This is a genomic window from Enterococcus sp. AZ120 (assembly GCF_050546165.1).
GTDB lineage: Bacteria > Bacillota > Bacilli > Lactobacillales > Enterococcaceae > Enterococcus > Enterococcus faecalis.
Genome location: NZ_CP172950.1, coordinates 1198486 through 1218168, shown reverse-complemented (window position 1 = coordinate 1218168; position 19683 = coordinate 1198486). Strand labels below are relative to the sequence as shown.

At 37.4% G+C, this 19683-nt stretch carries 20 protein-coding genes and 1 other annotated feature; of the genes, 5 read left to right on the top strand and 15 right to left on the bottom strand.

All coding sequences use genetic code 11. The features are described 5' to 3' along the window. Positions 1 to 12 precede the first annotated feature (12 nt). Entirely contained in the window at positions 13 to 1077 is a 1065-nt protein-coding gene (locus tag IGJ46_RS05895) for a dipeptide epimerase (RefSeq protein WP_430613993.1), read from the bottom strand. Between the two features lie 275 nt (positions 1078 to 1352). Between IGJ46_RS05895 and IGJ46_RS05890 the strand changes: the two genes are divergently transcribed. After that, positions 1353 to 1697, top strand: coding sequence for a metal-sulfur cluster assembly factor (locus IGJ46_RS05890; RefSeq protein ID WP_002357660.1), 345 nt, complete (start codon positions 1353 to 1355; stop codon positions 1695 to 1697). A 97-nt stretch (positions 1698 to 1794) separates the two neighbouring features. Here the strand turns inward: IGJ46_RS05890 and IGJ46_RS05885 are convergent, their stop codons facing one another. Further along, positions 1795 to 2334: a GNAT family N-acetyltransferase gene (locus IGJ46_RS05885; protein ID WP_002371179.1), complete on the bottom strand. Its 540-nt coding sequence runs from the start codon at positions 2332 to 2334 to the stop codon at positions 1795 to 1797. Positions 2335 to 2546: 212 nt separating this feature from the next. Continuing rightward, entirely contained in the window at positions 2547 to 3401 is an 855-nt protein-coding gene (locus tag IGJ46_RS05880; RefSeq protein ID WP_002403627.1) for a hypothetical protein, read from the bottom strand. A 285-nt stretch (positions 3402 to 3686) separates the two neighbouring features. Between IGJ46_RS05880 and IGJ46_RS05875 the strand changes: the two genes are divergently transcribed. Next, positions 3687 to 4220: a hypothetical protein gene (locus tag IGJ46_RS05875; RefSeq protein ID WP_002365632.1), complete on the top strand. Its 534-nt coding sequence runs from the start codon at positions 3687 to 3689 to the stop codon at positions 4218 to 4220. 15 nt (positions 4221 to 4235) lie between these two features. Here the strand turns inward: IGJ46_RS05875 and IGJ46_RS05870 are convergent, their stop codons facing one another. Next, entirely contained in the window at positions 4236 to 5228 is a 993-nt protein-coding gene (locus IGJ46_RS05870; RefSeq protein WP_025187413.1) for an alpha/beta hydrolase, read from the bottom strand. A 145-nt stretch (positions 5229 to 5373) separates the two neighbouring features. Beyond that, positions 5374 to 6684, bottom strand: coding sequence for a diaminopimelate decarboxylase (gene lysA, locus IGJ46_RS05865; protein ID WP_002397274.1), 1311 nt, complete (start codon positions 6682 to 6684; stop codon positions 5374 to 5376). A 197-nt stretch (positions 6685 to 6881) separates the two neighbouring features. On the opposite strand from lysA, the gene IGJ46_RS05860 reads away from it, so the two are divergent. Further along, complete coding sequence (locus IGJ46_RS05860) at positions 6882 to 8762, top strand: fructose-1,6-bisphosphatase (protein WP_218391553.1); 1881 nt, start codon at positions 6882 to 6884, stop codon at positions 8760 to 8762. A gap of 154 nt (positions 8763 to 8916) precedes the next feature. Continuing rightward, a complete protein-coding gene (locus tag IGJ46_RS05855) occupies positions 8917 to 9804 on the top strand; it encodes a serine hydrolase (protein ID WP_002384556.1) in 888 nt (295 codons plus the stop codon). 50 nt (positions 9805 to 9854) lie between these two features. On the opposite strand, the gene IGJ46_RS05850 is transcribed toward IGJ46_RS05855, so the two are convergent. The 10 genes from IGJ46_RS05850 to IGJ46_RS05805 form a co-directional block, all read right to left on the bottom strand. Next, positions 9855 to 10265: a hypothetical protein gene (locus IGJ46_RS05850; protein WP_002388088.1), complete on the bottom strand. Its 411-nt coding sequence runs from the start codon at positions 10263 to 10265 to the stop codon at positions 9855 to 9857. Positions 10266 to 10339: 74 nt separating this feature from the next. Further along, positions 10340 to 10975 (bottom strand): V-type ATP synthase subunit D, encoded by a 636-nt coding sequence (locus tag IGJ46_RS05845; protein WP_002357673.1) that lies wholly within the window; start codon positions 10973 to 10975, stop codon positions 10340 to 10342. 4 nt (positions 10976 to 10979) lie between these two features. Continuing rightward, a complete protein-coding gene (locus IGJ46_RS05840) occupies positions 10980 to 12356 on the bottom strand; it encodes a V-type ATP synthase subunit B (protein WP_002357674.1) in 1377 nt (458 codons plus the stop codon). Then, on the bottom strand, positions 12349 to 14130 hold the full coding sequence (locus tag IGJ46_RS05835) for a V-type ATP synthase subunit A (RefSeq protein ID WP_002371187.1): 1782 nt from the start codon (positions 14128 to 14130) through the stop codon (positions 12349 to 12351). Before IGJ46_RS05835 ends, IGJ46_RS05840 begins: the two co-directional genes overlap by 8 nt. A gap of 17 nt (positions 14131 to 14147) precedes the next feature. After that, positions 14148 to 14459: a V-type ATP synthase subunit F gene (locus tag IGJ46_RS05830; protein WP_002357676.1), complete on the bottom strand. Its 312-nt coding sequence runs from the start codon at positions 14457 to 14459 to the stop codon at positions 14148 to 14150. Continuing rightward, complete coding sequence (locus IGJ46_RS05825) at positions 14449 to 15450, bottom strand: V-type ATPase subunit (RefSeq protein WP_002363908.1); 1002 nt, start codon at positions 15448 to 15450, stop codon at positions 14449 to 14451. Before IGJ46_RS05825 ends, IGJ46_RS05830 begins: the two co-directional genes overlap by 11 nt. 16 nt (positions 15451 to 15466) lie before the next feature. After that, positions 15467 to 16048 (bottom strand): V-type ATP synthase subunit E, encoded by a 582-nt coding sequence (locus tag IGJ46_RS05820; RefSeq protein WP_002363907.1) that lies wholly within the window; start codon positions 16046 to 16048, stop codon positions 15467 to 15469. A 16-nt stretch (positions 16049 to 16064) separates the two neighbouring features. Continuing rightward, positions 16065 to 16538, bottom strand: a complete 474-nt coding sequence (locus IGJ46_RS05815) for a V-type ATP synthase subunit K (protein ID WP_002363905.1) — start codon at positions 16536 to 16538, stop codon at positions 16065 to 16067. A 27-nt stretch (positions 16539 to 16565) separates the two neighbouring features. Further along, positions 16566 to 18545, bottom strand: a complete 1980-nt coding sequence (locus IGJ46_RS05810) for a V-type ATP synthase subunit I (RefSeq protein WP_002394429.1) — start codon at positions 18543 to 18545, stop codon at positions 16566 to 16568. Beyond that, the gene (locus IGJ46_RS05805) at positions 18535 to 18858 is read right to left on the bottom strand and encodes a V-type ATPase subunit F (RefSeq protein WP_002404376.1); all 324 of its coding nucleotides are present in this window, start codon (positions 18856 to 18858) and stop codon (positions 18535 to 18537) included. Before IGJ46_RS05805 ends, IGJ46_RS05810 begins: the two co-directional genes overlap by 11 nt. A gap of 116 nt (positions 18859 to 18974) precedes the next feature. Continuing rightward, positions 18975 to 19022 (bottom strand) — a sequence feature (sodium ion sensor (DUF1646 type); this cis-regulatory element may regulate processes involved in with the transportation of sodium ions). A gap of 208 nt (positions 19023 to 19230) precedes the next feature. Here IGJ46_RS05805 and nrdI point away from each other — a divergent pair. Next, entirely contained in the window at positions 19231 to 19674 is a 444-nt protein-coding gene (gene nrdI, locus IGJ46_RS05800; RefSeq protein ID WP_002413821.1) for a class Ib ribonucleoside-diphosphate reductase assembly flavoprotein NrdI, read from the top strand. The last annotated feature ends 9 nt before the right edge of the window (positions 19675 to 19683 follow it).

Here is a 19683-nt window from a genome sequence, read left to right as displayed (position 1 = left end):
TTTACTCCTTTTTTAATGAGAAATGCCTAATCCAGCTGCTTCTCCTAATTCCAATAATGGTTTTGCTTCTAAGGATACGCCCCCAGTTACGGGCGCAGTTTCTAAACCGAATGTCGCATCTAAATCTGCTCGTGTGATATTCTTTTGAGCAGCAGCTAAATGGGCAGCAGCCGTGATGCCAATGGTTGTTTCTTCCGCCATGCAACCAATCATGCATTCGATGCCTGCTGTTTCACAAATCTGATTAATTTTCAGCGCTTCATGAATGCCGCCACACTTCATTAATTTTATATTGATAACATCGACTGTGCCTTTTTTAACTAATTCCAACGCATCTTGAGCATCAAAACAGCTTTCATCAGCCATAATTGTCGTATTAACTTGTGAAGTAACGTATTTTAGACCTTCTAAATCGCGTCTTTTAACTGGCTGTTCCACTAATTCAATTTGATAATCTGCTAATTCTTGAATCGCTTTAACTGCATCTTTGGGCGTCCAAGCCTGATTCGCATCTAAGCGGAGCTTGATATCAAAGCCAACTGCTTCACGAATCGCTTTTACTCTTGCGATATCAGCTTCAATTCCTGTTCTGACTTTAATTTTTAATGTATCAAAACCTAGTTTGACTTTTTCGACGGCTTTTTGTGCCATCACATTTGGTTCATCAATACCTAGTGTAATATCCGTTATTACTTGGTTATCATAGCCGCCTAACAATTGATAAAGAGGCAGTTGAGCTTTCTGACCCATCAAATCATAACAAGCAATATCGATTGCTGCTTTTGCCGCTGGAGCGAAAGCAGATATTTTATCCATCACTTCATGAATTTTCTCAATATTAAAGGGGTTTAAGCCAATGATTGCTTGGCCAAATAATTCGATCGTTTCAATCGTGCCAGCCAACGTTTCACCGGTAATAAAAATGCCTGGCCCTCCTTCTCCATATCCAACTAATCCCTCTTCTGTTTCAATTTCCACAATTGCACTATCCGCTGATTCTATCGTCCCCAAAGCGATCGTAAATGTTTCTTTCAGTTTAATTTTCGATGCCCTAACATGTACCTGCTTAATTTTCATAAAATCCTCCCTTTGATATTTCCAATTGACTGAAAATTCAGTTTTTTAAAAATATCCAAAAATTAAATTTAGATTGTTATCGATCATTCTAAACTCATTGTTTTCTAATGTCAACAAAATAATGAGATTTTGATTAAAATAAAATGAATTTAGATTTTTATGAGCTTTTTTAATAAATCAGTAAATTCCATGACATGTGAGATACTTCTCATTTACAAACATTCTTAAAAAAGGTATGATAGTAAAGAGGCAACTTGCAAAGGAGTAGAAGACGAATGAGTGAACAACCTCAACAACGTTCAACCGAAGAAGTTGAAGCAATTAAAGAAGATATTTTAACTGCATTAGAAACAGTGATTGACCCTGAATTAGGCATCGATATTGTTAATTTAGGACTAATTTATGAAGTTGAATTTGCAGAAGAAACTGGTGATACTGTCATCAAAATGACCTTAACCACAATGGGTTGTCCGTTAGCAGATGTTTTAACAGAACAAATCCATGGTGTTTTAAAAGATATTCCTGAAGTGAATAATATCGAAGTAAAATTAGTCTGGTACCCTGCTTGGACAACGGATAAAATGAGCCGTTACGCACGAATTGCTTTGGGTATTCGCTAGTTATTTCGAGGCTAATGATAAAAAACATATGAAAGAACCGATTGGTCCGTTCTTTCATATGTTTTTTTGTTTGTTTAATTTACTTATTTGAAAAAAACTACCTGATGCCATCAATACTTGGCTTTTTCCAAATTTTTGCTACTGGATGGAAGTCTAATAAAAACTGTAGCTGCGTTCCACCGAAGCCTGACGCTCCAGCAAACATGATATGAAAAGTGAGCCCTCTATCCATAATCAGATACCCCGTATCCTGCACGCCATTTCTTTCATAAAACTGATAACGTTTTTCTCTTTGGGCTTCATTCGCTGCATTTTTGCCAATTTCTTCACTCTCTAAAAGAACCCCCTTAGGATAACGTGTCTTCAATAACGCTAACACGGTTGAGCCTAATCGTTTGTTTCGGTGGTGCTGATCAATTGCAAAGAAAAAGACATAGGTTGCTTCAAGTGCAATTTGACTATTTAACAAAATCCCCACGTTCTCATCCGCCTCTTGAATAACAAACAAATGAAATTTTCCTGCTTGAGAAGACGTCAATAATTGATCAAACGGCAGTCTCTCTTCTTCTGGAAAAGCTTCTATGTAGGTTGCTTCCCAATAGGCTTGATTTTCTTGATTTAATAATGTGAATTGCATAAAAGCTCCTTTCTAAAATGATTGCTTCGTACTAATAACTTTTGTTACTTACATAAGACCTAAAAGTTATTTAAACATGCGACTGGTTATCCCTATACGCAATTATTTTTTGATACTAATCTAGTAGTTTAATTGTTCTCTGTTTCTGAGTCAATAAAAGAGCACAAGATTCGAGACTTTCAACGTTTAGTGAAAAGTCGATTCTTATTTCATTACAACCGATTCACTATTCGCTGCCCTCTTTTTTCTATTCGTTGATTTACTTGAACTAAATATTCATTTATCTCCTCTATATTCTGAGGTAAGATAAACGAGTCTTTTTTCAAATGATTTTTCCATAGCGCTACTGGTTGATACTGTTCATTTAAAAATGGTTGCATCTCATACGTATGAACGTAGCTTTCCCATGAATGAAACGAAGCTAAAAATATCGAAAGTTGTTCTAAAGAATAATCCCAATAATCTTTAAACGATAAGCTTCTTCCGCTGTTAAATCCTAGTGGAACTACTGTAATGTTTCCAATTGAATGGGTAAGTTCGGCAAAACGCTTTAATTGTGGGTCCTGATGGACTCGCTCAAATTTAGTAAAATTGTCGAGAAGAAATTCATTCCATGTATATTTTTTTGGTACAGGATTTGGTAAATAGTCAGGAAAAACTTGGTCAAAATAAGTTAAATATCGGTCCGAAATCACAGCCGATGTCCCGGAATCATGAGGCGGATACTTGCTATTTACTGCAAGCAAATTCTGTTCAGAAGATTTTTCTAAATAGCTTTCTTGATTTTCCCCAATTACTTCCGCTGGTCTAAAGAAATCGGGATAAACAAGTTGTAACATAATTTTATACGTTGTCCAAAATGAGTTCATAATATCTTTGTGCATGGTCGCCTTCCCAGTTAACTTTAAAAAAACATCCTCCACAACCTCGTACTTTTCAATATGGACATTCGATGTTCTAGCTTTTAAAATATTTTTAACCGGCTGCTGGTGGTCATACTCTTGACCCAAAAGCAACTTCTTTAAATCATCTTTCTCTGAAATTGTCTTAACTGTAATCTCCGCCACTTTGAATAACTCCCATCCTACGATTTTTTCTATATTCTTTTATATTATTATACTAGAAAAACGCTCCCTCCTGCCCTTTTTTAATCAACAAATCAGCAATTAGAAAACACCAGCGAAACAGAAGTGCAACACTAGCATGCGAAAAAATGCGATCGCAACTTATTTTTTAGACACTCTGTGTGTTTCGTATAGTCGAGGCTGGTTGCGTGTATTTTTTTCAAGAAAATTGAGAACAGCTATGGTATAGTCAAAACTACGATTATTTCAAACACGGAGCGACAGTTTATGGAAATGTACCAAGTAATTAGATATTTTTTAAATGAAATGGAGAAAAAGATTTGGCATGCCTTGTTAACATTAGTACTTTTTTGTCTTTATATTTCCATTTTTGATGTGCCTTTTACAATTAAAAATACATTCATCGGCAGACTACTTTTCCCGAAAGCTTTTATGAATGCAGGAAGTGCGAATCTGATTTTTTATTTGATTAGTTTTTTTGGTTTTTTATGGTCAATTTTCATTTTTGCTTATCTATTGAATAAGACACGCCTCAAATTATTAAATAAAACCTTTCCTTATCTTTTGGAAATATTAGAAGTCTGTATTTTGCCTTTAGTGATTCTTTTTGCTTACATTTATATTTATTTGCGGGTCCATGGCGAAGGTTTCAGCTATATACGAGAATCTCTTTTACAGCAAGAGTTAACTTATTCAATGAAATGGTTCCTTTGCCTTGGTAGTTTGGCGCCGTTATTTTTCTTTTTAAGCACTTTAAATTTAGCTAAACGAGTCAGACAAAAAAAAGACATGGAATCATGAAAATCCATGTCTTTTTTAGTCGGATGTTGTTTTTACTGCAGGACAGTTTTCTTCCAAAAATTCAAAAATACTACTGTAATAATTTTCAGGTTCGTAGACACTTGAAGATAAATGTGGTGCTTTAGCAACAATGAGACCTTTTTTTATCCCCTGAGTTGCCGCTAAATTTTCTTCAAACATTGTCATTGGAACAAAGCGATCACCTGTACCGTGAATAAAAAATGTCGGCAACGTATTTTTGTGTAATTGTCTCACGGAAGAAGCGGTTTTCAATTGAAAGCCATAGTTATTTAATGCTAATTGATTAGCAATTGTTAAAATAGGAAAAGCGGGTAAATGAAAAGATTCATGTAGGACGTATTTAAATTCATCATAGACAGAAGTGTAGCCACAATCCACTATTAGTCCGCGGACATTCGTTGGTAACTTTTCACCACTTGCCATCATGACAGTAGCCGCTCCCATGGAACCGCCCACTAAAATAATTTCTGCTTCCATATCAATGGCAAGAACTTCACTAAGCCAACTTAATAAATCTAACCGATCCAGCCATCCCATCCCAATTTTATTCCCTGAACTTTTCCCGTGCGCACGCAAATCGGGAACTAAAACATTGTAGCCTTCTTCTGCAAAACGTAATGCAGTATATGCCATATCGCGTTTTCCGTTTGAACGATAACCATGCACACAAATCGCCCAACGATGGTTATCTGGATAAGGAATAAAGCACCGTGCATACAATGTTTCATCTTTAATTTTCAACCAACGATCTTCAGCAAAAGACTCTGTCCAAAAAGCTTCGCCTTCTTGTTTTTGTTGTTCTTCTATTTTTGTATATCTTGTTTCACGTTCTTGAAAATTATCAGGATTTAATAACCGATGCCCTTTTTTATGATACCAAGGGTTGTCTTTAAGCAACGCAATTTTCAAAAAATAATTGGCAATGTAAAAAGAAAAAACAACGCCAATTATTGCAAAAATGATCAGTAACCCGAGGAGCCATTTCATCTGCAAATCACACCCTCTTCTAAAGTATTTCCTTCTTCATTTAATATACTATGGATTTTTCATTTCTGAAAGAAATCACCCTTACATTTTGTTATTTTTTGAAAAAAAGCAGCCGTCTCAAAAAGAGGCGGCTACTTTTAATCTATCAACAATCCAACGTTGTCATATCTTCATATGTCTCACGGCGAGCAACTAATTTTGCTTGTCCATCTTCGACAAAAACCACCGCTGGTCGAGGATTTCGGTTGTAATTACTTGCCATTGAATAACCGTAAGCCCCCGTACTACTAATGGCCAATAAATCCCCTGCTTTAACTTCTGGCAATAAAATATCTCGAAGTAAGACATCGCCTGATTCGCAATATTTACCAACCACTGTGACTTTCTTGACTGAATCATGCCCATCACGATTCGCTAGAAAACCATCATAAACTGCTTGATACAAAGCAGGCCGTATATTATCACCCATGCCACCATCTACGGAAACAAAATGACGAACACCAGGAACCTCTTTTTGCGCGCCAACTGTATATATCGTTGTGCCCGCTTCGGCAATTAAACTGCGGCCTGGTTCAATCCAAAGCTCAGGCAGTGGATACCCTAATTGTTCACAATGACCTTTCAAGGAATAAACAATTTTTTCAACAAATGTTGCTGGTGCTAATGGCTCATCTTGCTGCGTGTACTGCACACCAAAACCACCACCCATATTTAAAACACGTGCTGTAAATTGATGGACTTGCCGCCAGTCTTCTAAAATAGTGAACATTTTTTCAACAGCAGCTAAAAAGCCTTCCACAGCAAAAATTTGCGAGCCAATATGGCAATGGACCCCTTGTACATCAAAAGAGGGGTTTGATAAAAGACGAACGAGTGCTTCTGTTGCCTGGCCACTTGCAACATCAAAACCAAATTTTGAATCTTCTTGGCCTGTCAAAATGTAATCATGTGTTTCTGCATCCACGCCAGGACTCACTCGAAAAAGAACTTTTTGTGTTTGGTTTCGTGTAGCTAATAATTCTTCCAACAAGTCAATTTCGTAAAAATTATCAATGACAATTGTACCTATTTTGTTATCCAAGGCGTAACGTAATTCTTCAGGGGTTTTGTTATTTCCATGGAATTCAATTTCCGCTGACTCCATGCCCCCTTTTAAAGCTGTGAATAGTTCTCCACCAGAGACAACATCGCAAGCAATATCTTCTTCCTTTAACACTTGATAAATAGCTAAACAACTAAATGCTTTACTTGCATAAACCACTTTATTTTTGATACCTAATTGATTTAACGTTTGTTTAAAACCACGTGCTTGTGCGCGAATATGAGCGACATCATAGACAAATAACGGCGTCCCGAATTTTTGCGCCAACTTTACGGTGTCACAACCACCGATTTCTAAATGATTTTCCCGATTCATTTTTGCTGTACCAAATAACATGTTTTCCCGCCCCTTCATTTTGTTTTATTAAAAATCATAGCATAAAACCCAGTAGCTTCCTATAATTTTCCACATTTTTCTCTGACTTTCTCCTGTTGCTTTTTTTCGCCAAATAGCCTACAATAATTGGCATACGAATAAAAAACCTTTATTATCAAGACTTTAATCTTTTAAATAAAAATTGGTATATACGAAAAAGAAAGAAGGCAGATGACTTGGCTACACTGAACCGCGATCAACAAATTGAAGAAATTATTAATTTGGAAGCAATTTTGAATTTACCGAAAGGAACAGAACATTTTGTCAGTGATTTACATGGTGAATTTGAAGCTTTTGACCATATTTTAAGAAATGGTTCTGGGCGAATCCGAGAAAAAGTTCAATTTTTATTTAAACAAGAATTAAATGCCCATCAGATGGACGAGCTTTGTTTTATTATCTACTATCCAGAAGAAAAATTAACACTTTTAGAAAATGAAAGCGCCCTCTCTTATGAATGGTGGCTATTAACGATTCGCCGTCTGGTTGAAATCGTCCGTTCTTCTTCGATGAAGTACACACGTTCTAAAGTTCGCAAAGCCCTTCCTGAAACCTATGGGTATATTCTCGAAGAATTGATTTATCAATATGATGAAACAACAACCAAAAACGGTTACTATCAACAAATTATTGAAAAAATTATTTTACTAGGTGAAGCCAAACGTTTCGTGACAGAATTAGCTTATCTAATCCAACGTCTGATTATCGATCACCTACATGTTATTGGGGATATCTATGACCGGGGGCCAGCACCAGATAAAATTATGGACCGATTAATGTCCTATCACTCCTTGGATATCCAACTAGGCAATCATGATATGATTTGGCTGGCTGCTTATAGTGGTTCACTGGCTTGTTTAGCCAATGTAGTGCGTATTTGTGCTCGCTATGGAAATTTAGATTTGTTAGAAGAACGTTATGCTATCGATTTAACCGCCTTAAAAAAATTTAGTTTAGAAACGTATAAAGAAAATCCTGCTTTTGCACCCAAGAAAAATCCCTATCGTGCGTTAACTGAAGATGAAAAACAAGTAGCGATGCGTGTGCAACAAGCCATTGCCATTATTCAAGAAAAACTAGAAGGGCAAATTATTGGTCGACGCCCTGATTTTAACTTGGCACATCGGCTACGCTTAGATAAGATTCAAGGGGAAACTATTACTTTTGACGAATGTCGTTATACATTAATTAACAGCTGTTTCCAAACCGTTTCTGAAGAGCAGCCTTACCAATTAACACGTGAGGAAAAACAGATAATTGATGATTTATTAACGCAATTTCAGTCTTCGCCGCGGTTAACAAAACACATGCGCTTTCTAATGGAAAAAGCTTCTCTTTACCTTGTGTATAATCAAAATTTATTGATTCATGGCTGTCTGCCTCTGAATGCGGACGGTACTTTTCAAGCTTATACATTTAAAGGCCACTCCTATTCAGGAAAAGCTTTAGTTGACTTCTTTCAGGAAATGTTAGAAGAAGCTTATGCTCAGCCTGCTAGTACAGATGACTATGCAACAGATTGTTTATGGTATCTTTGGTGTGGCGAAGGTTCCTCATTATTTGGCAAACGAGCTATGAAAACCTTCGAGCGTTATTTTCTCGCTGAAAAAGAAACACATTACGAAGAAAAGAATCCTTATTACTCTTTGCGTGATACGGTTGAAGTTTGTGAAAGAATCCTAGATGAATTTGAAGTGACTGGTGAAAATCGACATATCATTAATGGCCATACACCAGTTAAACGAACAAAAGGCGAATCGCCGATCAAAGCAAATGGCGCGCTTCTCGTAATTGACGGCGGCTTTTCAAAATCTTATCAGACAATTACTGGAATTGCTGGTTATACATTGTTGTACAACTCGTTTGGTTTACAACTGACCGCGCATAAATCTTTTTCTAGTAAAGAAACAGCCATTTTAAATAATCAAGACATTCATTCCATCAAACAAGTCATCGATCGCCCCTTACAGCGGCTATTGGTGAAAGATACCACTATCGGCAAAGAGCTATTAAAGCAATCGCAAGCACTCCAAAAACAAATGAAACAAAACCAGTAGTGCCGTTAAAAAGACGCTTGCGCTCTTATCCGAAAAATGATTAAATGGAGGAGTTGAGAAAAATATCTATTAGAGAAACGGAAAGGGTTTTACATTGAAGAAACAGCAACTCTCACTATACGGCACCATTTTCTTTCTTTGCTTTTTCCTAATTGTGGGCTTCTTCTTCTCAAGTCGTGGCGAAGATTATGCCAAAGAATCTGAACAAAAAGTTACAATTGATTCCGCCAAACATGAGAAGCATACGAAAGACAAGGAAGAAAATAATTCAGCAAATACAGTATTTTTTGATAAAATAAATGACCTGCTCGTCGCTTCTGTCAAAGAATTTGAAGGAACGGTCGGGATTAGTTATTTGGATTTAGAAACTGGCGAACAGCGTTCCGTGAATGGCCAACATGAATTTTATACAGCTAGTACTATTAAAGTGCCACTGACGATGTTAGTCGCTGACACGGTTGCTTCTGGTCAAAAAAAATGGACAGACCTGATTCCCTATAACGCCGAAGAAGATTATGAAGAAGGAACTGGGATCATTGCCTATAATATCCAACCAGAATATCCATTAAAAACGTTACAAGAATATGCCATCACCTATTCTGATAATATCGCTAAAAATATGCTCTATGATACATTGGGTGGTGATGCAAAAGCAAAACGAGAAATGTATCAGCGTTATTTGCACAAGTCACCTTCGATTGAAGAACCACAATTTTCTTCGGAAGATGCGCTAGTTATTCTACAAAAATTATATACTGAAAAAGCAACAAAACCAGATTACCAAGCGATTTATGATTCTATGAAACAAAGTGTTTTCCATGAAAGAATGGAAACTCCCACAACTCAAGGAAAAGTTGCTCATAAAATTGGTTCCTATGATGAATTTATTCATGATATGGGGATTTTAGAAACACCTCACCCCTTTGCTTTAGCAATTTTTACTAAAGGACCTGATAATGCTAAGAGTGCTGCGTTTATTGCTTCAGTGACAGATAAGTTATGGCAATTACAGGTGTCTGAATATCCTAATGATAACAGTTAAAAAAATACCCTTGGTTTATTAAGATGACTTAATAAACCAAGGGTATTTTTTTATTGTTTGTTATCATTATCCATTTGTACAGACAACAACTTCGTAAAACGTTCTGCCAACATTTGGTGGGCATCAATTTTTTTGGTTCCTTGTGCTTTTGCTGCAAAACTAGCAAAGTTTAAGCCGGCCCCAAATAGTTGTAACGCACCGTTGCCTAAATCTCCCTTTTTAAGAGCTTCAAGCCCATCTTCGATAAATTGGTTACTTTCATCTAAATGACACTCAGGAAGATATTTCACGCCGTGATGATATCGTTTTACATTCAGAATGATTTGCTTCGCGGCTTCTTCTGAAATAGCCGCTCCCAAGTTTAACAGTAGCTCATTGATTGGTTCCACCAAGCGAGCATAGTCACTTTCGTATTTTTGACAATTCAGTGCAATCGCTTTGCGGCGTTCTTCATTTTTCATTTTTTCCACTCCCTTTTTTATTAAAAACGAGCACGAAAGCTACCAACTGGCTTCGCACTCGTTCTTTCTAACCACTAATTTTCTTTGTTCATGCTTTTAATTTTAATTAAACGTGTAATTTCGCCACGTTCATTTTCTTCTAATTTCATTTGAATGTAGTAAATTGTTTCTTCTAATTGCGGAATCGTCATATACTCTAAGGCGTTGACACGACGACGCGTTTTTTCAATTTCTTTTGATAATAATTGGCACGTCTTTTCAACATTTGCAAGTGCTAATAATTTCGGTAAAATGCTTGAAATTTTAGCAAAAGCTTGATCAAGCTCGCTGTTTGAATTCACGTAGCCATAATCTAAGGGTGCTTCTTGAACCGATTCATCGTAATCAAAAATCATTTTAGGAACTGGCACACTTAAGATGTTCTGTTCAATAATTTCTAATTCAACTTTTTCGGCTGGAATTGCCACTAACTCTTCAATAAAGGCTTCGTTCAACGTTGCGTTTGCCAATACAAAATTTGATAACGCATCCGTCACTTCTTGTTCAACCTGAATACGTAACTCATTGTTTTCTTTGACTAGCGCAATAAACCGTCGCATCAATTCATCTTGTTTGTCTTTCAGCAACTTATGACCTCTCGTGGCCGTAGTTAACTGTTTTTTCAATCGGGAAAGTTCCATACGGGTTGGATTAACATTTAATCGAGCCATTTTTCTACTTCCCTTCAGTTAAATATTGATCGAGCATATCCTCTTTAATTCGTTTTAGTTCTGTTCTCGGTAGCATACTTAATAGTTCCCACCCAAGATCTAACGTTTCTTCAATCGAACGGTTTGTATCGAATCCTTGATTGACATATTCTTCTTCAAAACGTTGGGCAAAAGCTGCGTAAATTTTATCGACATCAGAAAGAGCTGATTCTCCTAAAATGACAGCTAATTCTTTGGCTTGTTTCCCTTGTGCATAGGCTGAGAACAATTGATTCATCGTCGCTGCGTGATCCCCGCGCGTTTTGCCTTCGCCAGTTCCTTTGTCTTTAAGACGGGAAAGTGATGGCAATACATCAATTGGTGGTTGGATACCACTCTTATATAGTTCCCGGGACAAGATAATTTGCCCTTCTGTAATATAGCCAGTTAAATCGGGAATTGGATGTGTTTTATCCTCCTCTGGCATTGTTAAAATAGGAATCTGTGTTACGGAACCTTTTGAGCCACGAATTCGTCCTGCCCGTTCATACAACGTTGCTAAGTTCGTGTAAAGATAACCTGGGTAACCACGACGTCCTGGAACTTCACGGCGTGCTGCTGAAATTTCTCGCAACGCTTCGCAATAATTGGTCATATCCGTCATGATAACTAAGACATGCATGCCCTTTTCATAAGCTAAATATTCAGCGGCTGTCAAAGCCATTCTAGGTGTTGCAATCCGTTCAATGGCTGGATCATTCGCTAAGTTCATAAACAAGACTGAACGATCAATTGCGCCTGTTTGACGGAAATCTTCCATAAAATATTCCGCTTCTTCAAAGGTAATCCCAATGGCCGCAAAAACTACGGCAAATTCTTCTTCACTATTTAACACGTTGGCTTGTCTGGCAATTTGTGCCGCTAATTCTTTATGAGGTAAGCCAGATGCTGAAAAAACAGGTAATTTTTGACCACGAACTAAGGTATTTAAATGGTCAATCGCTGAAATCCCTGTTTGGATGAACTCATCGGGATAATCACGAGCAACTGGATTGATAACTTCGCCGTTAATATCTAATTTTTTCTCAGGTAATAATTCTGGTCCATTATCTTTTAAGCGACCTAAGCCGTCAAAAACGCGCCCCATCATATCTGGCGAAACCCCTAATTCTAAAGGATGTCCCAGAAAGCGAACTTTTGAATCACGAATATTGATGTTACTCGTTCCTTCAAAAATTTGGACCATCGCTTTATCTCCATTGATTTCTAAAACTTGCCCTTGGCGAATTTCGCCATTTTGCATGCGTACTTCAATTAATTCTTCGTACTTTACGCCTGCCACTTTTTCAACAATCATCAGAGGACCAACGACTTCATTGATTGTGCGATATTCTTTAATCATTCGTCATTCCTCCTTCAGCAATGATTTCTTTTATCGTTGTTTTAATTTCTGCTTGTAAACGATCCAATTTTTCTAATTCTTCTTCTGGTAAATACTTGCTACGAGCAATGCGATCACGGATTTCAACTGTTCCCGCCATTAACTCAGAGAAATAAGTGCCTAAACTTAAGGCTTTTTGACCTTCTTCACCAAAAGTTAGAATCAATTGCAACATTTTCGCTTGTTTGGTTCGAGAAGTGAACGTATCCACGTCATCAAAAGCATTTTGTTGCAAATAGTCTTCCCGTAATGATTTGGCTGTTTCCAACGTTAAACGGTCTTTATCCGACAAGGAATCAATCCCAACCAAACGAACAATTTCTTCCAGTTGAGATTCCTCTTGTAAAATCCGCATCCCTTCAGCTACCATAGCGGCCCAGTTTCCTTGCAATTCCAAGTCTAAATATTGCCCTACTTCTGTGGAGTAAAGAGAATAACTTTGCAACCAGTTAATAGAAGGAAAATGACGTTTTTGTGCTAATTGAGAATCTAAGCCCCAGAATACTTTAACAACGCGTAACGTATTTTGTGTGACAGGTTCTGATATGTCCCCACCAGATGGCGAAACCGCACTAATCGCTGTAATGCTTCCTTCACGATGATCTTTTCCTAACGCGATGACTTGTCCTGCTCGTTCATAATATTCAGCTAAGCGACTACCTAAATAGGCTGGATAGCCTTCATCACCAGGCATTTCTTCTAACCGACCACTCATTTCTCGTAACGCTTCTGCCCAACGAGAAGTAGAATCCGCCATAATTGCGACTGAGTAACCCATATCACGGAAATATTCTGCAATGGTAATCCCTGTATAAATCGAGGCTTCCCGTGCCGCTACCGGCATATTTGACGTATTCGCAATTAAAATCGTCCGATTCATCAAAGACTCACCAGTTGTTGGGTCAATTAATTCTGGAAATTCATTTAAAACATCTGTCATTTCATTCCCGCGTTCCCCACAACCAACGTAAACGACTAAGTCGACATCGGCCCACTTAGCAATTTGGTGCTGAACGACTGTTTTTCCAGCGCCAAATGGTCCTGGAACTGCTGCCGCTCCGCCTTTCGTAATTGGGAAAAAGGTATCAATTACGCGTTGTCCGGTCACCATCGGTACTTTGGGACTTAGTTTTTCTAAAATGGGACGTCCCCGCCGAACGGGCCATTTTTGCATCATGCTAAAACTTTCCGTTCCTTTAGCCGTTTCCACTGAGTAAACTGTTTCATCAATGGCAAAGTCACCTGCTTTAATTTCGGCAATCGTTCCTGAAACGCCGAAAGGCACCATAATTTTATGTTGAATAATCGGTGTTTCTTGAACCACACCGACGATGTCACCTGCCGACACTTCTTCACCAACTGCCACAGTTGGTTCAAACGTCCATTTTTTCTCACGATCTAACGCATCAATTTTAACGCCACGGCCTAAAAAGTTACTGTGGGTTACTTCTTGAAATGTATCCAATGGTCGTTGAATACCATCAAACATTTCGGCAATTAAACCTGGGGCTAATTCAACAGATAATGGTTCTCCTGTTGAAATAACTGGTTCTCCTGGTCCAATGCCTGTTGTTTCTTCATATACTTGAATCGAAGCGACGTCGCCTCGCATTTCAATAATCTCTCCGATAACGCCTAAATCTCCTACATGACAAATGTCTTGGATACTAGCATCTGACATGTTTTCAGCTAAAATCAAAGGACCTGAAACTTTGACAATTTTTCCAATTTGCACGCTCATTCTCCTTTGCATTATAAAATATTTTGTCCAATTGCTTTTTCAACATTTTTTTCAATCTCACTTAAACCGATTCCGATTGTACCATTATGACTTGGGATTAAAATAATCGCTGGTGTCACTTGTTCTTTGTATCGTTCAATCGTTTCTTCTGCTAAAGTAGAGGCTTCTTCCGTTATGAAAATGACCCCAAACTTATTTTTTGCCATAGTTTCAATGGCTTCTCTAACTTGCATTTCTGAAATGGCATGATGGACCTCAAAGCCAAACAGTTTAAATGGTAAGATTGAATTTTTGTCTCCAATGACACCAATTTTATACCCCATTGACTTTTCGCATCCTTTCTCGAATTTTTTCATTTGAAAACCCACTATGTTTTCCGACCAAAATTAAACGTAGATTTTTCCATTCAACCTCTTTCGCATTCAAAAAGGCTAGTAATGGGAGCGGCCCAAAAGCAACCGTCCGACCGTTTTCATACATTGAGGTCAGGTAATCATCTTTGAGTTTTTCAAAAGCCAATAAATTTAATTCATTGGTTTCTTTATTGATAATCTTTTCTAATAGTTGTCCGTAATTCGTTGTTCTGACAAATGCTGTAAATTCTACAAGTGACTTTTCCGCATAGGTCAACAGCTCTTTCTTTGAGAGACTGCCAGCGCTAGAAAGCACGGTTGATAAAAAGTTACTGTTTTGATGTTGAACAATCCCTCTAGCCATCGTTGATAGATTAGTTAAATCAATAAAAGCGATGACTTCCTTCGTTAACTCTTCATACCCCAATTCATCCGCTAATTTTCGCTGTTGCTGTAAAAATGCTCGATCATAAAGGATATCAATTGCTTGCGGCAAACCGCCTTCTTCCAGATAGGCAAAAACATCACGGATCACTTCTAATAATGCTGGTTCAAGTTCGGAAGAGTTTTTTGTATGAATGGCACTTTTGACTGTGTTTAGAGAATAACGACCATCTTCTAAATAAAGATAATCAAAATCTTTACCTGTTCGCTCAGCTTTTGTCAAAATTTTCAAGTTATGGAAGGTAAAACGCATCGTATACAACGTTACTACAGCTGGTTCTGGAGCCATTTCATATAACCAGCGATAAAGACTTCCCAGCGCTTCAGAAGAATGGTAGTCAAATTTTTCTTCAAAAGTTTCGGTTAAATAAGGTTGATAAACCGTACTTTTTAACATATTTTTAACGTCTTCAACTGTTTCCGCTTCTAAAAGTTGTTGAAACTGTTGCTCAGAAAGCAGCTCCGTTTCTTTTAAACGAATCAGCGGATTAATTTGATGATACGTTGGTTTTCTCATGCTACGTCCTCCCTTCTTAACTGAAAAGTTTTTCTGCTACTTTAAAGCCTTCTGTTTTTTGAATCTCTTCAACTAATGCTGAAAAGAGAAAATTATAATCCAAACCGTCTTTTGCAACGATAAAGCCACTTTCTTTTGGGACAACTTCCTCTGAAAGCTCCCATTGAACAGTAGCATCAGAAAGGGCGGTCAGCCATTCTTGCGTCACTTTCGTTTGAGAATACTCGCCTAAAAGAATGGTTGCTTTTCCTGTTAATTCAAGTGAACCTAATTGTGCTTTCATGAATTCTTGAAATTCTTCCGCTGACCATTCACTCATCTTTAAGACCACTTCGTCAAATAATTGGTTAAGATATGCTTGTTTTTTATTTAATGCATCTTGACGAATTTCTAGTGTTTGCCGTTGTTGGCGTTGTTTAAATTCTTTTAATAATTGTTGTTGTCGTTTTTCTATTTCATGTTCTTGCTTCAGCAAAATTTCTTGTTGTGCTGCTTGGAATTCTTGATCGATGCGCGTTTGTTCACTGGTGACATAGGCTTCGATTTCTTGCTTTCCTTGCTGCTTAATTTCACTGATGATTTTTTCAATGGCATCCATCCATTTGCCTCCTCAATTATTTGACGTTCAATACAAGTAAGAAGGAAATTACGAACCCTAAGATGGCATAAGTTTCAACCATGGCAGCATAGATAATTCCTTTTGTTGCATGTTCTGGTTTCTTCGCTAAAATTTGGATCCCCGCAGCGGCTACACGACCTTGGGCAATCCCAGAGAACAATCCAGCAAAGGCAATCGGTAAAGCTGCTACAAAATAGTTCAATCCTTGAACCATACTCATATCGTTTCCTAAGTTAATATAAATTAAGAAAGCAATAACGAAACCGTATAGTCCTTGTGTACCTGGTAATAACTGTAAAATTAACGCTTGACCAAATTTTTCTGGCTGCTCCGTCGTTAAAGCTGCTGCTGCTTCCCCAGTAAAGCCAACCCCTTTGGCTGATCCAATCCCAGCAAAAATTGTCGCCATTGCCATTCCTAATACTGCAAAAACAATTCCACCATTATTATTAATTAAGTAATCCATCATCTCTATTTTCCTCCAATAAATAATTTTCTATTTTTTCTCAACATTGACATACTTTTCTTTTGTTTTTAGCGGATTAAACGCCCGGCCACCGCCTGTGTAAAATTTTCCAAAGAACTCAACATATTGCAAACGTGCGCCATGAACATAAGCACCTAATAACGATAAGAATATGTTTAACGCATGTAAAACAATTAACAGCAAGATGCCCACGCTAAAACGGGCAACTGGCGGCATGAACTCTACGAGCATATTAAACGCTGAAGCAATACTTCCCCCAGCAATTCCTAACGCCATCAAACGTGTATAACTAACTAAATCACCGACATAACCTGTCACACCGTATAGTCCATACAGTCCTTTGGCTAAACCTTTTAATTTGGCCTTCGATTGAATCATTGGAATCACAATAATTGCAATGGCAGAAAGGCTAGCTAAAATCGCACCTGCTGTAAATAAGCCTTCATTTTTAACCACTAATTTACCAACGACTAACAATGCTAAACCAAACAAAATCCCTAACCAAGCGTAACTTTCGTTGATACTATCTAAATAGCGCTTTTGTTTTGATAACTGAATCCCATTAATCATTAAACCGACAACCAATTGGATAAACCCAAAAATAACCGATAAAATAAGAATCGTATTTACATCTTCGGTCGTTGATAAAATCGGAAATGGTGATTTGATTCCAAACATTGTTGGCGGTAATGCTGCACCGAAAAACGAACCGTAAATGAAGCCCCAAATAATTGTTGGAAATGATAAAATCAAGAAAAAGTCGGCAAAACGTTTCATGCCTCTCGGTAAAACAAATGCTTTCAACGCAATAATAGACAAGAGTAGCATCAGTAAGCCATAGCCAATATCCGCTACCATCATGCCAAAAAAGACTAGATAAAACGGCATCATCGCAGGTGTCGGATCAACTTCTTCATATTTTGGTAAGCTATACATCTCTGTTAACATTTCAAACGGCTGCACCAATTTATTATTCGCTAGTTTAACTGGTATATCCGTCTCAATTTCCGCCTTCGTAGGATTTTCAAAAGTAAGAGCTATTTCGTCCTTAGGAACTTTTTCTTCAATCGCTGTCAAAATCTCGGCTTTTTCTTCGACTGGAATCCACGTTTGCAAGATGAAAAATGATGAAGCATTTAACAAATGTTGACGTGCTTGTTCTCTTTGGATAACCGCCAATAAGACTTCTTCAGCCAAGCAAAACGTTTCATAAAAATCATGATAAGAAGCCAGTTGTTGCTTTAAGGCTTTTTCTTCTTTTTGTAAAATTTCATATCGTTCTTTGACTTGTTGATATGCCTCTTTAGGCGGAACATCATAACGGTATTGGAGTGGTTCAAAGCTATATTGGTTTAATAACTCGGTTACACTCTGCTGATGTTCCTTCAGGTAAACGAGTGTAAAGTAACTATGATGCATACTTTGATAAATTTCTTCAAAATAAACCGTTGGCCATTGAGACAAAGCGCTCAAGAAACTGGCTTTATTGGCTAGATTTATCGAACCATGAACGACATAACTACTTTTTAACTGCTGTTTATGCGGTAAAATATCCAGATATTGCCAGCGGCCTAATAATTCTTCTTCAGCTTCTAATCCTTGACGATCCGTTTGAATTTGTTTCAAAGATTCTTGAATATTCTTTAATTCCGTCAAATAGCTTTGTAATGTTTCTTCATCAAAGGTTTGTTCCAACTCTTCCAAAGTATAGACTTTTCTTTTTATCTTTAACCCTTTTCCTGAAGAGCGTGTCAAAAATAAAAGAAGCTCTTGCAATTGTTGTAGCATCGTTTCATATTTACGTAGCTGTTCAGTTGACTGTTCTGCTTGTAAAAAAGAATATTGACTCTTTAAGGCTTGTTCTTCTTCAGGCGAATGAAAAATCCGTTTTACTTCGACAATTTGCAAGCCTTGAATGGCTTGTAGAATTGCTGCTTCTTTTTCGGCAGCGGCAATTATTGTCATTTTTTCCATTTTACTAACTGCCATAAACGTCTTTCACCCTCTCAATAATTGAATCAATGACTTGTTCTTTGTTCGTTTCGTAACGTTCGTGAAGCGCTTGTTCAGTGCGCTTTGTTTCATCTAAAAGTTGTTCTTTTTCAAGTTGTAACATCTTTTCTTGCGTTGCTAGTGAATCCGTCAGCACTTTTTCAACAGCTTCTTCACTCTCTTGACGTAGTTCAGCTAAACGTTCTTGCTTCTGTTCTTCATATAAACGACAATTCATCTTAGCTTGTTGCCGATGCTCTTCCACCGCATCTTCCGCTGCCTTGATTTGCTCTAGTACTTCTTGTACCATTGTCTCCACCTCCTTAGTTTTTACACCTTTAGCATATAAGAAAAAGGACTAGCGAAATAGAGATACGCTCAGCCCTTTTGTTTTAGGTATGCAAAAAGGCGCAAACTCAAAAATTGTTCTTCTCACCCCTTGAAGAACTGAATCCTTGAAGCTTTCGCCCAACCATTCTTTATTCAATACTCTACCATCTTAGCAAAGTTTTTCGCAAAATTCAATACTTACCCAAATGAATTAAAATAACAAATTTTCACTTTTATAATAGGTAATAAAAAGGCATTATTTTTTTCGCTTTATAATTATTGATCTTGAATTTTTTTCACATAGATGTGCTATACTTACGTAAACAATTAAATTTATTTGGAGGGATCTCTGATGAATATACGATATATTTCAATCTCTGGTAATACACGCTCATTTGTTCAACATTTAACAACTTATGCTGAAGAGCAACATCAGCAAAACGAAAAAAATCCTACGATTACTTTCAAAGAAATTTCGGAAAATTCTCCGTTAGAAGTAGAAACAGAACCATTTTTTACCTTTGTGCCTACCTATTTAGATGGTGGCGATGGCATCAACAACGGCAATACCGAAATTTTAACAGAAGTCATGCGAGAATATCTTGCTTTTGAAAATAATTATCGTTATTGCTCTGGCGTGGTGGGCAGCGGCAATAAAAACTTTAATCACCAATACTGCCTGACAGCTAAACAGTATGCGGAACAATTTAACTTTCCCTTCTTAGCTGACTATGAATTAAGAGGCACCCAAGCGGATATTGAACGAATTTATGCTATTTTAAAGGAAAACCAATAAGCAAGTTTC

Coding starts and splice junctions, on each gene's coding strand:
- IGJ46_RS05895 (WP_430613993.1), bottom strand. CDS start 1,077: ATGAAAATTAAGCAGGTACATGTTAGGGCATCGAAAATTAAACTGAAA.
- IGJ46_RS05890 (WP_002357660.1), top strand. CDS start 1,353: ATGAGTGAACAACCTCAACAACGTTCAACCGAAGAAGTTGAAGCAATT.
- IGJ46_RS05885 (WP_002371179.1), bottom strand. CDS start 2,334: ATGCAATTCACATTATTAAATCAAGAAAATCAAGCCTATTGGGAAGCA.
- IGJ46_RS05875 (WP_002365632.1), top strand. CDS start 3,687: ATGGAAATGTACCAAGTAATTAGATATTTTTTAAATGAAATGGAGAAA.
- IGJ46_RS05870 (WP_025187413.1), bottom strand. CDS start 5,228: ATGAAATGGCTCCTCGGGTTACTGATCATTTTTGCAATAATTGGCGTT.
- lysA (WP_002397274.1), bottom strand. CDS start 6,684: ATGAAGGGGCGGGAAAACATGTTATTTGGTACAGCAAAAATGAATCGG.
- IGJ46_RS05850 (WP_002388088.1), bottom strand. CDS start 10,265: ATGAAAAATGAAGAACGCCGCAAAGCGATTGCACTGAATTGTCAAAAA.
- IGJ46_RS05845 (WP_002357673.1), bottom strand. CDS start 10,975: ATGGCTCGATTAAATGTTAATCCAACCCGTATGGAACTTTCCCGATTG.
- IGJ46_RS05840 (WP_002357674.1), bottom strand. CDS start 12,356: ATGATTAAAGAATATCGCACAATCAATGAAGTCGTTGGTCCTCTGATG.
- IGJ46_RS05830 (WP_002357676.1), bottom strand. CDS start 14,459: ATGGGGTATAAAATTGGTGTCATTGGAGACAAAAATTCAATCTTACCA.
- IGJ46_RS05825 (WP_002363908.1), bottom strand. CDS start 15,450: ATGAGAAAACCAACGTATCATCAAATTAATCCGCTGATTCGTTTAAAA.
- IGJ46_RS05820 (WP_002363907.1), bottom strand. CDS start 16,048: ATGGATGCCATTGAAAAAATCATCAGTGAAATTAAGCAGCAAGGAAAG.
- IGJ46_RS05815 (WP_002363905.1), bottom strand. CDS start 16,538: ATGATGGATTACTTAATTAATAATAATGGTGGAATTGTTTTTGCAGTA.
- IGJ46_RS05810 (WP_002394429.1), bottom strand. CDS start 18,545: ATGGCAGTTAGTAAAATGGAAAAAATGACAATAATTGCCGCTGCCGAA.
- IGJ46_RS05805 (WP_002404376.1), bottom strand. CDS start 18,858: ATGGTACAAGAAGTACTAGAGCAAATCAAGGCAGCGGAAGATGCGGTG.
- nrdI (WP_002413821.1), top strand. CDS start 19,231: ATGAATATACGATATATTTCAATCTCTGGTAATACACGCTCATTTGTT.